The organism is Thiorhodospira sibirica ATCC 700588, assembly GCF_000227725.2.
Classification (GTDB): Bacteria; Pseudomonadota; Gammaproteobacteria; order Ectothiorhodospirales; family Ectothiorhodospiraceae; genus Thiorhodospira; species Thiorhodospira sibirica.
Genome location: NZ_MU255056.1, coordinates 1,774,645 through 1,789,192, shown reverse-complemented (window position 1 = coordinate 1,789,192; position 14,548 = coordinate 1,774,645). Strand labels below are relative to the sequence as shown.

15 protein-coding genes and 1 pseudogene are annotated in these 14,548 nt (G+C 55.3%); 9 read left to right on the top strand and 7 right to left on the bottom strand.

Annotation, left to right across the window (positions count from 1 at the left end):
* Positions 1-42 precede the first annotated feature (42 nt).
* From THISIDRAFT_RS08460 to bioD, 6 genes are all read left to right on the top strand, one after another.
* Positions 43-852 (top strand): Stp1/IreP family PP2C-type Ser/Thr phosphatase, encoded by an 810-nt coding sequence (locus THISIDRAFT_RS08460; RefSeq protein WP_006788166.1) that lies wholly within the window; start codon positions 43-45, stop codon positions 850-852.
* A gap of 30 nt (positions 853-882) precedes the next feature.
* Entirely contained in the window at positions 883-1,659 is a 777-nt protein-coding gene (locus THISIDRAFT_RS08455; RefSeq protein WP_006788165.1) for an FHA domain-containing protein, read from the top strand.
* A gap of 94 nt (positions 1,660-1,753) precedes the next feature.
* Positions 1,754-2,689 carry a dimethyl sulfoxide reductase anchor subunit family protein gene (locus tag THISIDRAFT_RS08450; RefSeq protein ID WP_006788164.1) on the top strand — a complete coding sequence of 312 codons (936 nt, stop codon included), beginning with the start codon at positions 1,754-1,756 and terminating at the stop codon, positions 2,687-2,689.
* Between the two features lie 107 nt (positions 2,690-2,796).
* Positions 2,797-3,450 carry an adenylate kinase gene (gene adk / locus THISIDRAFT_RS08445; protein ID WP_006788163.1) on the top strand — a complete coding sequence of 218 codons (654 nt, stop codon included), beginning with the start codon at positions 2,797-2,799 and terminating at the stop codon, positions 3,448-3,450.
* A gap of 276 nt (positions 3,451-3,726) precedes the next feature.
* Complete coding sequence (gene trxA / locus THISIDRAFT_RS08440; RefSeq protein WP_006788162.1) at positions 3,727-4,053, top strand: thioredoxin TrxA; 327 nt, start codon at positions 3,727-3,729, stop codon at positions 4,051-4,053.
* 40 nt (positions 4,054-4,093) lie between these two features.
* Positions 4,094-4,816: a dethiobiotin synthase gene (bioD, locus tag THISIDRAFT_RS08435; RefSeq protein ID WP_006788161.1), complete on the top strand. Its 723-nt coding sequence runs from the start codon at positions 4,094-4,096 to the stop codon at positions 4,814-4,816.
* Here bioD and THISIDRAFT_RS08430 read toward each other — a convergent pair.
* Both THISIDRAFT_RS08430 and THISIDRAFT_RS08425 read right to left on the bottom strand, forming a co-directional pair.
* A complete protein-coding gene (locus tag THISIDRAFT_RS08430) occupies positions 4,790-5,146 on the bottom strand; it encodes a hypothetical protein (protein ID WP_418896131.1) in 357 nt (118 codons plus the stop codon). The two genes, bioD and THISIDRAFT_RS08430, sit on opposite strands and share 27 nt — an antisense overlap.
* 274 nt (positions 5,147-5,420) lie before the next feature.
* Entirely contained in the window at positions 5,421-6,164 is a 744-nt protein-coding gene (locus THISIDRAFT_RS08425) for an HNH endonuclease (RefSeq protein ID WP_083824647.1), read from the bottom strand.
* A gap of 538 nt (positions 6,165-6,702) precedes the next feature.
* Between THISIDRAFT_RS08425 and THISIDRAFT_RS15465 the strand changes: the two are divergent.
* Positions 6,703-6,806: pseudogene (locus THISIDRAFT_RS15465) on the top strand (IS1 family transposase); the annotation flags it as partial.
* Positions 6,807-7,354: 548 nt separating this feature from the next.
* Here THISIDRAFT_RS15465 and THISIDRAFT_RS08420 read toward each other — a convergent pair.
* The 3 genes from THISIDRAFT_RS08420 to THISIDRAFT_RS08410 form a co-directional block, all read right to left on the bottom strand.
* Complete coding sequence (locus THISIDRAFT_RS08420; RefSeq protein WP_006788157.1) at positions 7,355-7,564, bottom strand: hypothetical protein; 210 nt, start codon at positions 7,562-7,564, stop codon at positions 7,355-7,357.
* Between the two features lie 100 nt (positions 7,565-7,664).
* Positions 7,665-8,442 (bottom strand): IS5 family transposase gene (locus THISIDRAFT_RS08415; RefSeq protein ID WP_246585423.1). Its coding sequence is split into 2 segments (ribosomal slippage): positions 7,665-8,435 and positions 8,437-8,442, totalling 777 coding nucleotides; the frame shifts between segments, so codons are not numbered across the junction.
* Positions 8,443-8,495: 53 nt separating this feature from the next.
* Positions 8,496-8,726, bottom strand: coding sequence for a hypothetical protein (locus THISIDRAFT_RS08410; RefSeq protein ID WP_006788441.1), 231 nt, complete (start codon positions 8,724-8,726; stop codon positions 8,496-8,498).
* A 339-nt stretch (positions 8,727-9,065) separates the two neighbouring features.
* Between THISIDRAFT_RS08410 and THISIDRAFT_RS08405 the strand changes: the two genes are divergently transcribed.
* Complete coding sequence (locus THISIDRAFT_RS08405) at positions 9,066-10,574, top strand: hypothetical protein (RefSeq protein ID WP_006788440.1); 1,509 nt, start codon at positions 9,066-9,068, stop codon at positions 10,572-10,574.
* Positions 10,575-10,823: 249 nt separating this feature from the next.
* Positions 10,824-12,107: a serine--tRNA ligase gene (gene serS / locus THISIDRAFT_RS08400; protein ID WP_006788439.1), complete on the top strand. Its 1,284-nt coding sequence runs from the start codon at positions 10,824-10,826 to the stop codon at positions 12,105-12,107.
* A gap of 153 nt (positions 12,108-12,260) precedes the next feature.
* Here serS and THISIDRAFT_RS08395 read toward each other — a convergent pair whose 3' ends face one another.
* Both THISIDRAFT_RS08395 and THISIDRAFT_RS08390 read right to left on the bottom strand, forming a co-directional pair.
* The gene (locus tag THISIDRAFT_RS08395) at positions 12,261-12,911 is read right to left on the bottom strand and encodes a cytochrome b/b6 domain-containing protein (RefSeq protein WP_006788438.1); all 651 of its coding nucleotides are present in this window, start codon (positions 12,909-12,911) and stop codon (positions 12,261-12,263) included.
* The gene (locus THISIDRAFT_RS08390) at positions 12,908-14,533 is read right to left on the bottom strand and encodes a tetrathionate reductase family octaheme c-type cytochrome (protein ID WP_246585358.1); all 1,626 of its coding nucleotides are present in this window, start codon (positions 14,531-14,533) and stop codon (positions 12,908-12,910) included. Before THISIDRAFT_RS08390 ends, THISIDRAFT_RS08395 begins: the two co-directional genes overlap by 4 nt.
* Between the last annotated feature and the right edge of the window lie 15 nt (positions 14,534-14,548).

The window sequence follows — 14,548 nt, the reverse complement described above, 5'->3', positions numbered from 1 at the left end:
AGGGCGAGCCACGATGGGCCGGTGCTGGTAGGTTGATGGGCGATGCATGACATTGAACTTGTGGGGCGTAGTGACACCGGACGCGTCCGTTCCCATAACGAAGATTGCATTGGCGAGGATGCCACGCTGGGGATTGCGGTGCTCGCCGATGGCATGGGCGGCTATCAGGGCGGTGAGGTCGCCAGCGGGATTGCTGTGCAAACCGTGCTTGATACGCTGCGAGAGGGATTGTTACAACAGGATGCCGGGGCCGTGGATGAGGAAACCGGCTATTTGCAGGTAACGTTATTGGCGCGGCGGGCGGTTATCAGGGCCAATCAGGCAATTTTTCAGGCCGCTCAGGATGGGCGCGGTTATCAGGGCATGGGTACTACCCTGGTGATGGCGGTGTTTCAGCAGCGCCATGTCATTATCGCCCATGTCGGCGATTCGCGCCTGTATCGCTACCGCAATGGCCTGCTTAAACAATTGACGCTGGATCACAGCATGGTGCAGGAAATGGTGAATCGCGGCTATTGCACCCCCGATGAGGCGCGGGGTGCCTTAAACCGTAATCTGGTCACGCGGGCCTTGGGCGTAGAAGCCAGCGTCGCCGTGGATCTGCAAGAAGAGATGGCGCTACCGGGTGATCTTTATTTGCTGTGTTCCGATGGGCTCAATGATATGCTCAGCGATGCCGAAATCAGCGCATTGCTTGCCCGCCATGGCGATCGTCTGGAACTGAGCGCCGAGCGCCTGATTCAACAGGCCAATGAACGTGGCGGGCGGGATAATATCTCGGTGATTCTGGCACGCCCCTTGGGCTTTGATCGTCCACGCACGCCTTGGTACAAACGGCTGCTGGGTAAATGATATTTTCCTAAACACTGGGGAGATGCGCACATGGCCAAGCTGGTGGTGTCGCTGAATACGGACACCCTTGCCGAATATCCGCTTGATGGCGCTACATTGACCATTGGGCGCACCAAGGATAACGCGATCTGCCTGGAAAACCTGGCAGTCAGCAGCTATCATGCGCGCATTGTGCCACATCCGCCCCACGCCTATTGGCTTGAGGATTTGCACAGCACCAACGGCACCTTCGTCAATGCACAGCGTATTACGCAGCATCCGCTGCACGGCGGCGATGTCATTATCATCGGCGTGTATCGTCTGCATTATGTCGATGAGGATGGCTCAGTTGCTGAACCCGCCCCGGTGGCGGATGAAGGTTTGGATAGGGATGAGACTGATGCCGCCGAGCGTCTGCTGCGCATTGATCAAGAGGATATGCCCGCCGCGCCAATTCAGGATGCACACCTGCAGCATATCTTGCAGTGTACGCGCAAGGCGGTACAGCTTGCGGCGCATCGCCAGGCCAGCGAAGCCGCCCCTACCAGAGCGATGTTGCGCATTCTTACCGGGCCAAATCGACGGCGTGAAATTCCCTTGCACGAGGCGTTGACCGTATTGGGTCTTCAGCCTCCCGCGATCTTGTTGATGACGCGCACGGCCAAGGATTTTTTCGTCGCCAATGCGGATAAAAATGCCACAGGTCTGCACGGTCGCATCAACGACAAACCGCTGGATAGCGGGCCGCATCCCCTTAAGCATCGTGACATTATAAGCTTAGGCGAGATTGATATTGAATTCTGCCATATCTACGGCGTGGACAGGTAAACTACGCGCATGTGCAACCCGACGCATCCCGCAGGGGGCTTGCCGGATGCGATGCGTTGCTTTGGCTAACCCTTATTTAAAGAGGCTTTGATTCATGCATCCCGCCTTTTCCGTCATTTTCTTTACCGTCACCTCCGGGGCTGGCTATGGCTTGTTTATCCTGCTGGTTTTGCTTGATCTGAGCGGTATCGGACCAGCAATGGACAGCACGCATCTTTTGATCCACGGCACTGTCGCCCTGGTCTTGATCACCGCCGGCCTCATCTCCTCAAGCTTTCACCTGGCCAATGTCAAAAATGCCTGGCGTGCATTGATGCGCTTTCGCAGCTCCTGGCTCTCGCGGGAGGGCATTCTGGCCATTGTTTTTTATCCCTTTGCCATGCTTTATCTTGCCGGAATCTACCTGTATCCGGGCAATACCCCGCTGCTACTGGATCTCGCTGGCGGGATTGCGGCAATGCTGGCCCTGGCGACGGTGTTTGCGACCGGGATGATCTATGCCTGCCTGAAAACCATCCGGCAATGGCGCACCGCCCTGACCCCGCTGAATTATATTCTCTACGGCCTGATGCTGGGCAGCGTCCTGCTGGCGGTCATGCACACCGCCCTGGTGGAGGCCAACCCGGTGATCAATGGCCTGGCCCTGGCGCTGCTAACCCTGACTGCCCTGGCTAAAGGCATCTTTTATTTCTGGATTGCCCGCATCACCGGGCCAACGCTTAACACCGCCACCGGTTTTACCCGTGCGCCGATGCAGCTTTTTGATACCGGACACACGGCTGCCACCTTCCTGACCCGGGAATTTGGCTACCAACCCAGCCCGGTACAGCTCAATGGCCTGAAAATACTGGTGTTTGTGGTGGGCTTTATCCTGCCAGCGCTGATTTTGGCCTTTTTCACGGAGGCTGGCATAATCTGGGTCAGTCTGGCCGTCATTGCTGCCTTTGTGGGCGGCGTGGTAGAACGCTGGCTGTTTTTTGCACAGGCACGTCATGCAGTGATGTTGTATCATGGTTTACAGCATACCTAAGCCGCCGCCCGTTGCCAGCACGGGGATTGGGCCGGGTATATAAAAACAACAAAGTGTGCGAATATTCGCCGCTTGCCATTGCTAATTGATGATTTTGGAGGAGCGTAATGCGCTTAATTCTTTTGGGTGCCCCAGGCGCGGGGAAAGGTACACAAGCCCAGTTTATTACGGAAAAATATAACATCCCGCAGATTGCCACCGGCGATATGCTGCGCGCTGCGGTAAAAGCCGGCACCCCGTTGGGCCTTGAAGCCAAAAAAATCATGGACAGCGGCGGACTGGTTTCTGATGAGATCATCATCGGCCTGATCCGCGAACGGCTCAAACAGTCCGATTGTGCCAATGGCTTTTTGCTCGACGGCTTTCCGCGCACCATTCCACAAGCCGATGCCCTTAAGGCCGAAGGCATTGATCTGGATTATGTCATTGAATTTGCGGTACCCGATGAGGAAATCATCAAGCGCCTCAGCGGTCGGCGGGTACATCCGGGCTCCGGGCGCATTTACCATATCCTCTACAATCCGCCCAAGGTTGAAGGCAAAGACGATCTCACCGGCGAGGATTTAATTCATCGCGATGATGATAACGAGGCGACAGTGCGGCGTCGTCTGGAGGTCTACCACAGCCAGACCGAGCCGCTGCTAAGCTTTTACTCGCAGTGGGCCCAAACCGGCAGCCCCGATGCCCCCAAATATGTGACCATTCAGGGCATCGGTTCTGTGGATGGTATCCGTGATAATATTCTCAAGGCCCTGGGGTAGCGTCTGCGCATATGCGCTTTTGGAGCTGATCCTTCTTGTGCCTGTGACCATACTGAGGGTCCGGGCACCCATCGCCTTTCCAGTTGTAGCCCCAGGGTTATGCGATCTGGCAGCGCCTTGAGTGCTCGTTCCTAACGTGCAAAGCCTGCATACCCTGCAGGCTTTGCGTGTCTTGGCACTTCCCCGGCACACTGCGTGCGGGGGAAGTGCCTGTTCTCCTGATTCAAGCGCTACTGTAGTAGTGCTTTATGTCTTTAAAAAACAGAGGTTATCGTTGTGAGTGAAAACATTGCTTATATCACTGATGCAAGCTTTGAAACCGAGGTATTAAAATCCGACCAGCCCGTTTTGGTTGACTACTGGGCCGAGTGGTGTGGCCCCTGCAAGATGATTGCGCCGATTCTCGACGAAATCGCTGATGAATATGCCGGGCGTTTGAAAGTGGCCAAACTCAATATTGATGAAAATCCGGGCACACCGCCGCGTTATGGCATTCGCGGGATTCCCACCCTGATGCTGTTTAAGGGCGGCAATGTCGAAGCCACCAAGGTTGGCGCATTGTCCAAATCCCAGCTGACCGCGTTTATTGACCAAAATATCTAAAGCCAGCCCGCGCACGCGCCGCCATCATCCACGTCTTCTCATGCACAGCACTCCTCGTTTACCTCGCGGCGTTTTTGTCACCGGCACCGATACGGGAGTAGGCAAAACAGTGGTGGCGTGTGCGCTGCTGCGGCTTTTGCACAGCCTGGGCTATCCGCTGTGCGTCAGAAAGCCGGTCGAATCTGGCTGTTCCGTCGGACCCAAGGGACTTTTACCGGCGGATGGCGCCGCCCTGCATCACGCCGCCGGTAGTGCCCAATCCCTTGCCCAGGTGACCCCCTACAGGCTGCGTCATGCCCTATCGCCCGCCCGGGCCGCCCAGCTTGAAGGAATGGCCTTGAGCCTATCCCAGCTCATCCAGGCCTGCATCCCCCAAGAGAGCGACCCAGCGCATACGCTATGGCTGGTTGAAGGGGCGGGCGGTCTATACTCCCCGCTGAGCGATGATGGGCTGAATGTGGATCTGGCCTGCGCGCTGGGTTGGCCCGTGCTGCTGGTCGCCCCGGATCGCTTAGGCGTCATCAACCACGTCCTGCTCAATGCCCTGGCCCTCAAACAACGCGGCCTGGTGCTTGCTGCAGTTATCCTCAACCACGTTGAAGCTACGGGCACGCAACCCCAGCAGATGGACAATGCCGCCGATCTGCGCACCTATCTTGACCAGCCGATCATCCGCTTCCCGCATCACCCCACCGCCGCCGAGGCCCACCAATGCCTCACACCGCTCCTCCCCGCCCTATGGCCCGAGTTGCCCAAGTTTTAGGGTGGAAAACTGCACACTACGCTGCGATGCCTGCCCAAACATAACCTCCAGCTCAAGCGCCCATAAGCGCACATCCGCAAACTCCACCGGCCAGGGAGTCGCACCTTCATAAGGGCGCACCACTAAACGCCAGGAATACTCCGGATGCGTCGCAAACACCCCGACCTGCTCGCCCTCGCGCAAAGCCTCGCTAACACCCAGCGCCTCCAGTTTGGATTCCGCCAGAGCAGCCGCCATAACATACTGACTGGTTTGCACCGTCCCGCGCAGACCACCTGAAAACACCTGCAACAACACACCCAGCGCCAATGCCATAATCGCAAAAGCCACCAACACCTCCAACAGAGAAAACCCCCGTTGTCGCACCGCACCACAACGATTTAAAACCATATATCGCCTACCTTATCAACCGCCAAGCAGAGACATTTTCTTCTGATCGCCTTCAAAAGTGAAACGGCCTTGGCAATGCGTTGGATAAGCCGCGTTGAAGCTCACCATATCAGCATTCTCCTTTGAACTCCAGAGGAAACGCCCCGTGCAGACCCACATGCGGGGTGTTGTGGAGGCCGGGGGAGAAAAACCCCCGGCTATCCGATTATGCGATTTACTGAGAGTTTGTGACATTCACAGACTCCATGATTTCTTGCAGTTCAGTGATTGATAACGGAGGACTTTTTGCATGAACCATTGCATGGCAATTTGGACAAATGGGACACAAATCATTTACAGGATCAACTTTATAAGCCTTGCCTATTTTTGAAACGGGTATTAAATGATGAACGTGTATATAACCGGCCCATAAATTGCCATAGATTGTTTCAAAATCGAATCCACAGACACTACATTTTGTACCCCAATGGTTAATGCAGAGATTCCTTGCTCTTGAATTTCTCTCATAGGTATTTACTATAACTGTCTTTTTTAACCCTTCAGACAGACTCTCAGTGCTTTCCGGTATTTCTATTTCTTCCGGGTATGGGTGCTCGCCTGTTAATTTACACTCTCTTAACGCCTCTACCAGAGGTGATTTAAGCTCCCATATAAAATACCTTCCCTCTTCCCAGCCGTTAAAGAAAAGATCCCAGAACTTATATTTCTTCTCGGTTCTTTTTGTTAATTCTATGTCATAGAGTTTAGCGATTCGTTTTGCGTATAGCCCGATTTCAGAATTTAGCGGCGCATGAGGCGACTTCCCTTTGTAACCAAGCAACATGCCGACTTGACTAGCATAGGCTTTGTGGCCATCAAAAGAGTAGATTGCCTGGAACATGGCCAGATCGACTTCTTTTGTAAGTTCAGAATTTAGCAAAATCTCAATCCATTGTTCTTTTGTTAGTTCTAATGCCATTTTTTATTATGCAACGCCCGGCTTTGCGGCATGCCGGAGCGCAGCATAGGCACGTCCGACAACAGCCGATTGTGTACGCCCGGCATGGGCATGAACTGATGGGGTGAAAGTCCCCTGTAGGAGTACCTGTGATGTCCACACTGTGGACGACTGTAACTACTCGCCGACGGCAAGGGCAAACCCGTGAGGGAATGTCTGAAGGAAGCCCGAGCGCAAAGGTGTGAGCCAACGTACAGATAAAATCGCCGGGAGCGATTTTGAACAGCCGCAGCCTAGCCCGAAGGGCGAGCCCCAGGGATGGGGCGAGTAAATCGCATATAAGGCTCAGTCCCCGGGCGAGTCAGCACAAGGTGACGAAGCCCATCAGGTGCAGGGGATCGGGTAAATGCGGCGGTTATGGACTGAAAGTTTATGTTCTTATTCCGGCGAGATCTGCTCTATAGCGTCCTGTGTTTCCATGATACTCAAACTAAGGGCCAATGCGAAAGCCTTGGTCATCACCACCAGACCCTAACCGTGACCCGGACAGCGCGCCAATCGGCAACGCGTGTCTCGTTTAGTTAGAAAAGCCCTCTCGTTATTGGAGCTATCTGGTATTTCGTTCACCATTATAACCAAACCTTGCCTGTCACCGCGGAATAACCATTCACTACTTTCTACAGGACTACCGAACGAAGATCATCTGCCCAGGGCCGATCGTCAGCGCTAATGCGCCTTCTGGCTTGTCGGTAGGGACCGATAATTGAGATTGATATATTAGATATTCACCTCCTTCTGTGAAGCTTTCCTGCCGAACGCAGAAGGCAGCGGCGCACGTTAGCGCGTCCGCTGGCCTGACTTGTTAGCAGAGACGTCCATGAGCCCGCCGGAAACATACTTGTGCAGAACACTTGATACCAGAGACTGGTAAGGAAGCCGCTCATAAAAACCTACCCAAACTTGCACGAAGCTGAATAAATCTGTTCACGCCGTCAACGCCAGTGCGGGCGAACCCGTCTTATCTAACTCTTGCGTGCGTTTAAGGTCTCGCCTGAGCGCGTCGCGACCGGTGGTGCTTGGTTATCACGCCGAAGCAAATGGTGCGATAAGCGGGCGGAAAAGCCAAGGCGATAGGCACTCGCGACGAGTGGTCAATCTGCGCAATATGTGAGTGAAGATACAAAAACATTTGAAAACTTTTTAGCGAACCGTTAAAGCCCCTCTTCCAGCGCCCGACGTTGAAGTGCTTCCAAGTCGCGACTGGAGATACGTATATTGATCCGCTTGTCTTTCTTGAACGCTTCTTCCGCTGCCTTCGACAAGTACTCCCGACGATCAGCATCCAGATCTGACTCGAGCTCTCCGGACTCGTATGCCTCCAGAAGCTCTTGCTCCTCGGGATCTAATTTGGGCTTGGGCATGCTACCCTCCTAAAAATGTCTTGGTGGCCTTTCGACTGGGGATGACCGTTTTTAGAAAGATCTCTCGATCATTCTCAGAAGCTGTTTGGAAACTACCGCCTCAAACCAAGCGGTTAGCCATCAGTCGAATCATTGCGAGATAAATCCAGGCTTCGCTGCTCGACATCAAGCGCTCGTAGTCCTTGCTCAGACGGCGTGAGTGGTTCAGCCAGCCAAAGGTCCGCTCAACAACCCAGCGTCGCGGCAACAAAACAAACCCTCGGCGCTCCTTGGGACGCAAGACCACCGTCAAGACGAAACGAAAGCGCTGGGCAACCCAGTCAACCAGGCGTCCACTGTAGCCGCCGTCAACCCAGATTTTGCGCAGCTTTTTGCAATGACCGGGGAGATGGCACAGGAGTTGGCGCGCCCCATCACGGTCTTGCACGCTGGCGGCGGTGACAACGACGGCCAGCACCAGCCCCAGGGTATCGACCAGAAGATGGCGTTTGCGGCCCTTGATCTTCTTGCCGGCGTCATAGCCGCGCTCACCAGGGATCGCCGTGGTCTTGACGCTTTGGTTGTCCAGACACCCGGCGCTTGGATGCTTGTGACGCCCGTGGCGTTGCCGTAGCCGAGCGCGTAGCCTGTCATAAAGACGCTGCCAGGTTCCATCGCGCCGCCAGCGATTGAAGTCATAGTACACTGCCGACCAGGCAGGAAAGTCGCGCGGCAGCTGACGCCACTGGCAGCCCGTCTGCAGGACATAGAAGATCGCATTGATGACTTGGCGCATGCTGAGCTTACGAGGGCGCCCGACCGGGGCGCCCGGCAACAGCGGCTTGATCGCCTTCCAGGCGCCGTCGCTGAGGTGACTCGGGTAGCGTTTTTTTGCGAATCTTCTTGCTGCATTTCTAGGGCATGTGGGCCACTTCCTAGAAAAAATCGTAGGTTAAGCCATTACGCGATTAATTTCCAAACAGCCTCTCAGGCACACCGTCTGATCGTGACGGGCTGCCTGCGCCAGTTCGGCCATCGCCAACGGCTGCATGATCTCGGTTGGACACACCAACGGGTTCTTCAGCAAGCGTCTCAACCACTGTTCGCGCATGTCTTGGTGCTCGGTCTCCAGCACCAGCACATGGCTCAACTCCACCGTGTTGGCGGTTTGCGCTTCGATCATCTAACCACCCCGGCGCTACGCGCCACCCCTCCTTAAAAAGGAGGGGAGTCCGGCGACAGCTTCCTCACCACCGTCAGGCGCAGCCCCGGATGCGCTGCGCGCAGTCCACGTTCCACACCTTACTGCTCCACCTCAGCCGCGAACAACTCAACGAACTGTTGCAATGTGAGTAAGCCCCTGGGAGCGCGAGGTCAGGAAATATGGCAAGGTCTTATCGACGGATACACTGCCCAAACGCCTTGGGGCTTGTTAGTATTGCGTGTGTGTATGAGGTGAATCCTGCGCGGCGGCTGGCGCGCAATACGGCGTTATTTTTATTTCATGACGGAGGAGCATCAAGTGGCGATATATCGCTTAAGCCTGCTAGTGGGCGTGTGTTTGCTGGGGTTGGTCGGGCTTTATGGGTGTAATAGCAGCAGCAATAATCCTGAGCCTGCCCAGCCGATTCCGGATGAGTTGCGTGGGCTTGAGCGTCCGGTGCATTCGCTGCAGTTTTTGGGGACGTATGTGGATGCGGTGACGGCGGGCGAGTCGGTGTCTGTGCATGCGCAGTCGTTTGATGGCTGGACCATTCAGCCGATCAGCGTGGTAGCCTTGGCAGAGGATGGGTATCCGGTAGAGCCGGGTACGCCGATTCATTTTCGTTTGCTGGATGGCAGTTTGCGCCATTATCCAGCGAATCCGCCTGGTGAGTTTTTGATTCAGGGACGGACGGCGGATCCGGTGGAAAATGATCGCTTACTGTATATTCCTTTGGGCAATTTGCTGGCGCGCGGGGTGCGGCTCCATGATGAAGTGTTGTTACGTCCTGTGGGTGAGGCCATTAATGCCTATCATCTTGGGGTGCGACGCATTGAGTCGCTCACTATTCCCGGGTGTACGCCCGACTGTCTGCGCACCAGTGCGGATGAGCCGTTATTGACGCGGGAGTTTGATACGGGGATCAATGTTCCCTATGTGATCAGCTATGGTGAACATGGCAGTATCATGGATACCGGCTATACCGATGAATTTGGTCAGGTGCATACCTGGTTTGCCTTTCCCGACAGTCGCAGCCTGCAACAGGTGATTTTGGTGGCGCATACGGCGGATCATCAGGTGAGCGTGGTTCTGGATCATCCGCAGGTGAAATTCCTGCCGCCGCCGGCGCAGGCGGAACATCGCGTGCTGGTGTCTGCGCGTGAGCTGAAGGCCAATACCACGCATGAATTTCAGCTGTGTGTGCTGGCCGCTGCCGGGACTTTTCTACCGCCGGAATTATTGATCCCGCCTTATCCGGCATTTCAGCCAGATATTCATTATCAGATCGGCCTGCCCGGAACGGCGCAGGTGGTGATGTCAGGACAAACCGGCTTTAGCAGCGGCGTCCTGGCCACGGATGGTGATGCTTGCACCACAGCCAATATTCAGGTATCGGCACAGTTACCCGGTACGGAGGCGATCAATATCGACTTCTTCACCCATCCGGGGCCGCCTTCGCGGGTGCGGATTCTGGGGCCGGATGCCGCCGAGTTGTTGGGACGCTACCGCTGTGCCGGGGATCGTTGCGAGGTGGATTTGCTGGCGCGTGACCGGCTGGATCCCCTGGCGCTGGATCGGGTGACCGGTATCGGGCTGGCGGATCAGCGCATTGCCCTCACCGCCGAGGGGCGCACGCCTTTTCCGGTGACCTATGCGCACGGTGATGGCAGTGGGCGGGTCGGTGTGACCAATGCCCAAGGACATCTGCGCGCCACGGTGAATTTTGCCAATGTCGCAGCGGGTTGGCATCAGGTGGAATTTCGTCTCCTGCAGGGCGGTAGCACCTACACCTTGCATTATTATAAACACCCCGAAGACGACGCTTAATCCCGCGCTGCTTCGATTTTATATTTTTCGCGTCTTCGTGTCTTCGCGTGAGATCGGCCCTTCAGTGGCGGCTGCGCCACACTTTTCAGTGTTCAGTCTTTAATGAGTCACGCGAAGCCGCGAAGGGCGCGAAGGATGAAACATGATTTTTTATATTTTTCGCAGTCTCCAACTGCGTAACTCCTGAAGGGGTTGCGCCTTTGATGCGTGCCTTTTCCATTCATACAAAACAAAGAGATCATTGTTCCCATGCTTGACCCCCGCCGTTTGCGTAGCGAAATTGATGAAATTGCCAGACACCTGGCGCGCCGTGGTGTGACCCTGGATACCAATACCTTCAATGCCTTGGAGACACAGCGCAAGGCCTTGCAGGTGCGCACCCAGACGTTGCAAAACGAGCGTAATACCCGCTCCAAGGCAATCGGTCAGGCCAAGGCCCAAGGTCAGGATATTGAACCTTTGCGCGCCGAGGTTGCACAACTGGGCGAGGAATTAAGCGCCGCTGAGCGTGAACTGGAAGCCTTGCAGGCGCAACTGCAGGCGCTGGTGATGGAAATTCCCAATATTCCCCATCACAGCGTACCCGATGGCCACAGCGAGGCCGATAATCTGGAAGTTCGCCGGGTGGGAGAACCGCCGAATTTTAGCTTTAGTCCGCGTGATCATGTCGATCTGGGGGCGGAGCTGGGCGGGATGGATTTTGCCGCCGCCACCAAACTCACCGGCAGCCGTTTTGCAGTGCTGCGCGGCGGGCTTGCGCGTTTGCATCGTGCCCTGATTCAATTCATGCTGGATACGCACACCCAGGAGCACGGCTATCAAGAGCTGTATGTCCCCTATCTGGTCAATGCCGACAGCCTGCGCGGCACCGGGCAACTGCCCAAGTTTGCGGCGGATTTGTTCAAGCTTGAGGGGGATTTGGAGTATTACCTGATTCCCACCGCTGAAGTGCCGGTCACCAATCTGGTGCGCAATAGCATTCTGGAAGCCAGCGAGCTACCGGCGCGTTTTGTCTGCCATACGCCCTGTTTTCGCTCCGAGGCCGGTTCTTATGGCAAGGATACGCGGGGCTTGATTCGCCAGCATCAATTTGAAAAGGTAGAGCTGGTGCAGCTGGTGCAGCCGCAGGATTCCTGGCAGGCGCTGGAGACATTAACCGGCCATGCCGAGGTGATTTTGCAAAAGCTCGGCCTGCCCTATCGCGTCATGGCCTTATGCTGCGGTGATCTGGGCTTTGCTTCGGCCAAAACCTATGACCTTGAAGTGTGGCTACCCGGTCAGGGCTGTTACCGCGAGATTTCCTCGTGTTCCAATTTTGAAGACTTTCAGGCCCGCCGCATGATGGCGCGCTATCGCCACCCAGAAACCGGCAAACCAGAGCTACTGCACACGCTCAACGGCTCCGGGCTGGCCGTCGGTCGCACCTTGGTCGCGGTGGTGGAAAATTATCAGCAAGCCGATGGACGGATTCGCATTCCGGACGTCTTGCAGCCCTACATGGGCGGCCAGGAATGGATCGCTATACCCGGCTAATCCTGCCGGGGAGCGACTCAGGGAGCGCGAAGCCTAAGCTCAGCAACAAGAACGCGACCCCGAGCATTGGCGTTGCAGATTAGCTACGCAATTATTGTTTGCGTGTCAATATGCGTAAGCCCTAGATTTTTTAAAGAAATTGAATCAGCTTAGCTAACGTTGCTGCTTGTCTTTTTGCGTGTCATGGTGATCTGATGGTGTCTGTGTCATTTTTTGATACCCGGTGATCATGGCGTACAGGTAGCCATACCAAGGGGTCGCTGTGGTTGCGGCCATGTAGATGTGGCCGATCAAAAAAACCAGCAGAGCAAAGGCGGCCGAGACATGGATGGCGGCGATCCAGGATAGTTCGAGATAAGCGCCGGGCAGGTGCGCTTGCCAGGTTGCATAAAACAGCAATAGCAATCCGGATATCCACAATGCCGGTGCAATCAATCCCTTAAATATGACGTAGGCCAGGCGCTGCAGGGGGTTGTGTTTGGCCGCAGGGGTGGTTGTATAGGGCCGGTGTTCACCCGTGAAAATACCGTAGGCATAGTACATGATGATTGAGACGATGCGGGCATTTTGAGGGCGCATGTATTGACGCCATTCCCCCGTCACCAGATGCCAGAAGATGGCGAAAGCCCATAGTACGATCAGGCCAAAGGCAAGCACAATATGCGTCTTGAAGGCGCTTTCAAAGCCAAGCCAGGTGTAGCTGCCATGCATTTCAAAGCCTGTGGCTAATAATCCAACGATGAGCAAGGCCTGTGCCCAGTGCCAAAAGATCTCGAAACGGGAAAATATGCGTATCCGGTTCATACCCCACCTGTTGAGCGCTGCTTGCGTACATGGAGGATGTAGCGCATGGTGCCATGAAGAATCACCCCCAGCAGGCTTACGAAGACCAAAAACCAGCCAACCGTAGAGATCAGCGCATAACGATGCTGTCCGGGGATGTAGACGCCAGGTAGCCCACTCAGGCGCCCGTTACGCTGATGACAGGCCTCACACGGCAAGGCGTCTGCTGCCGGGGCGACCATGTGGCTTGCCGGCCAGTAGGTGCGCGTCTCGACAAATCCATAGGTACCGCTAAAGGCATGACGGACCTGTCCCAGCGCCTTGGCTTCACGCATCCCTGAATCAATGGCGCGCACCCAGTCATAGCCTTGCCAATAGGCGTTAGGGTCGCTGCCAAACAGCTGCGCCACCACTAAGGTTTGGTTCACCGCATCAAAAGGCTGGCGCCCATACATGATTTTAAAGGGCCAGATGCGCACATCTGGCGAGGCAAAATCTCCCAGCGGATAATTGACATCCACAACATGCTGGGGATCGATAGGCTCATCCAGCAGGGTGTAACGCATGCTGCCATCAAACCAGAAGTAGTCAGGGGCATAAGCCTGATCCCAGGAAAAATGCCCTTTCATGCCATCGTAGTAGACCCGTCCTTCCTGCATTTCGTTGATGGGTCGTCCCTGTGCATCGCGCTGGCCCGCCGTTGACCAATCCCATCGTGTTTTGGTCGGCAGACCGCCCCGGGCAATTTCAGGAATGTGGCAGGTCTGGCAGGCAATAATGCGAGCGTGTTCATTGAGTTTGTTATGGATACCCGGAACATGCGGTGCAACACCGTGACACGATTCACAGGCAGGTCGCTCATTGTCGCGACCAGGTACGGCGATGCCCGCAGTTGGTCTGGCCCGCAGCAGATAACGGCTGCCTTCCTGGATATGTCCGGTAAATTCATGACAGGTTGAGCAGCTAAAATTCAGGCTATCAGGTGACATGTGTACATCCACCGATACCGGCGGGGCAATGAGGCTACTATCCAGATCACCGTGCTTGATGGCATCTCCGCCGCCCCCTTCAAAGTGACAGGCTCCGCAACTTTGCCGACTGCTCGGGCCTACATGCTGCGCGACATGAGCAAGATCCGGTGCCTGCAGGCGTTTTCCCCGAAACAGTGTGTCTTCATAAGGCGGATGCCCGGCGCCTGTGGGAAATTTGAAATAGGTGCCCGTTGTGTCATGACAAATCAGGCAGTCCACCTTATCCTGAGCAGTCAGATCAAAGCTGGCATCCGCAAAACCATAGCCAATATGGCAACTGGTACAACGTGGATAATTATTGGCCAGCCCCAGACACAGGTTATTCAGGGCATGGCGTTTCCCCAGCCGTTGCCCCGTTGCAGGGTGATCAAAAGACCACGTCCAATGAATGCTTTGATGCACTTGCAAGGCCGCTTCGGTATGACACGAAAGGCAGGCCTGAGTAACCTCGGGGCCTGATGCAAACGGCCCCTGTAACTGCTCAAATTTACGATGATCTGCGGTGGATTGGGCGAGTGCTTGTGCGGCGAGCGGCAACATCATTATGAAAAACAGCAGCACAGCAAACAGCCAGCGCCTGTGTATACAGGCATTCGTAGAATAAATCATCATGTGTGCAAAGCGGAT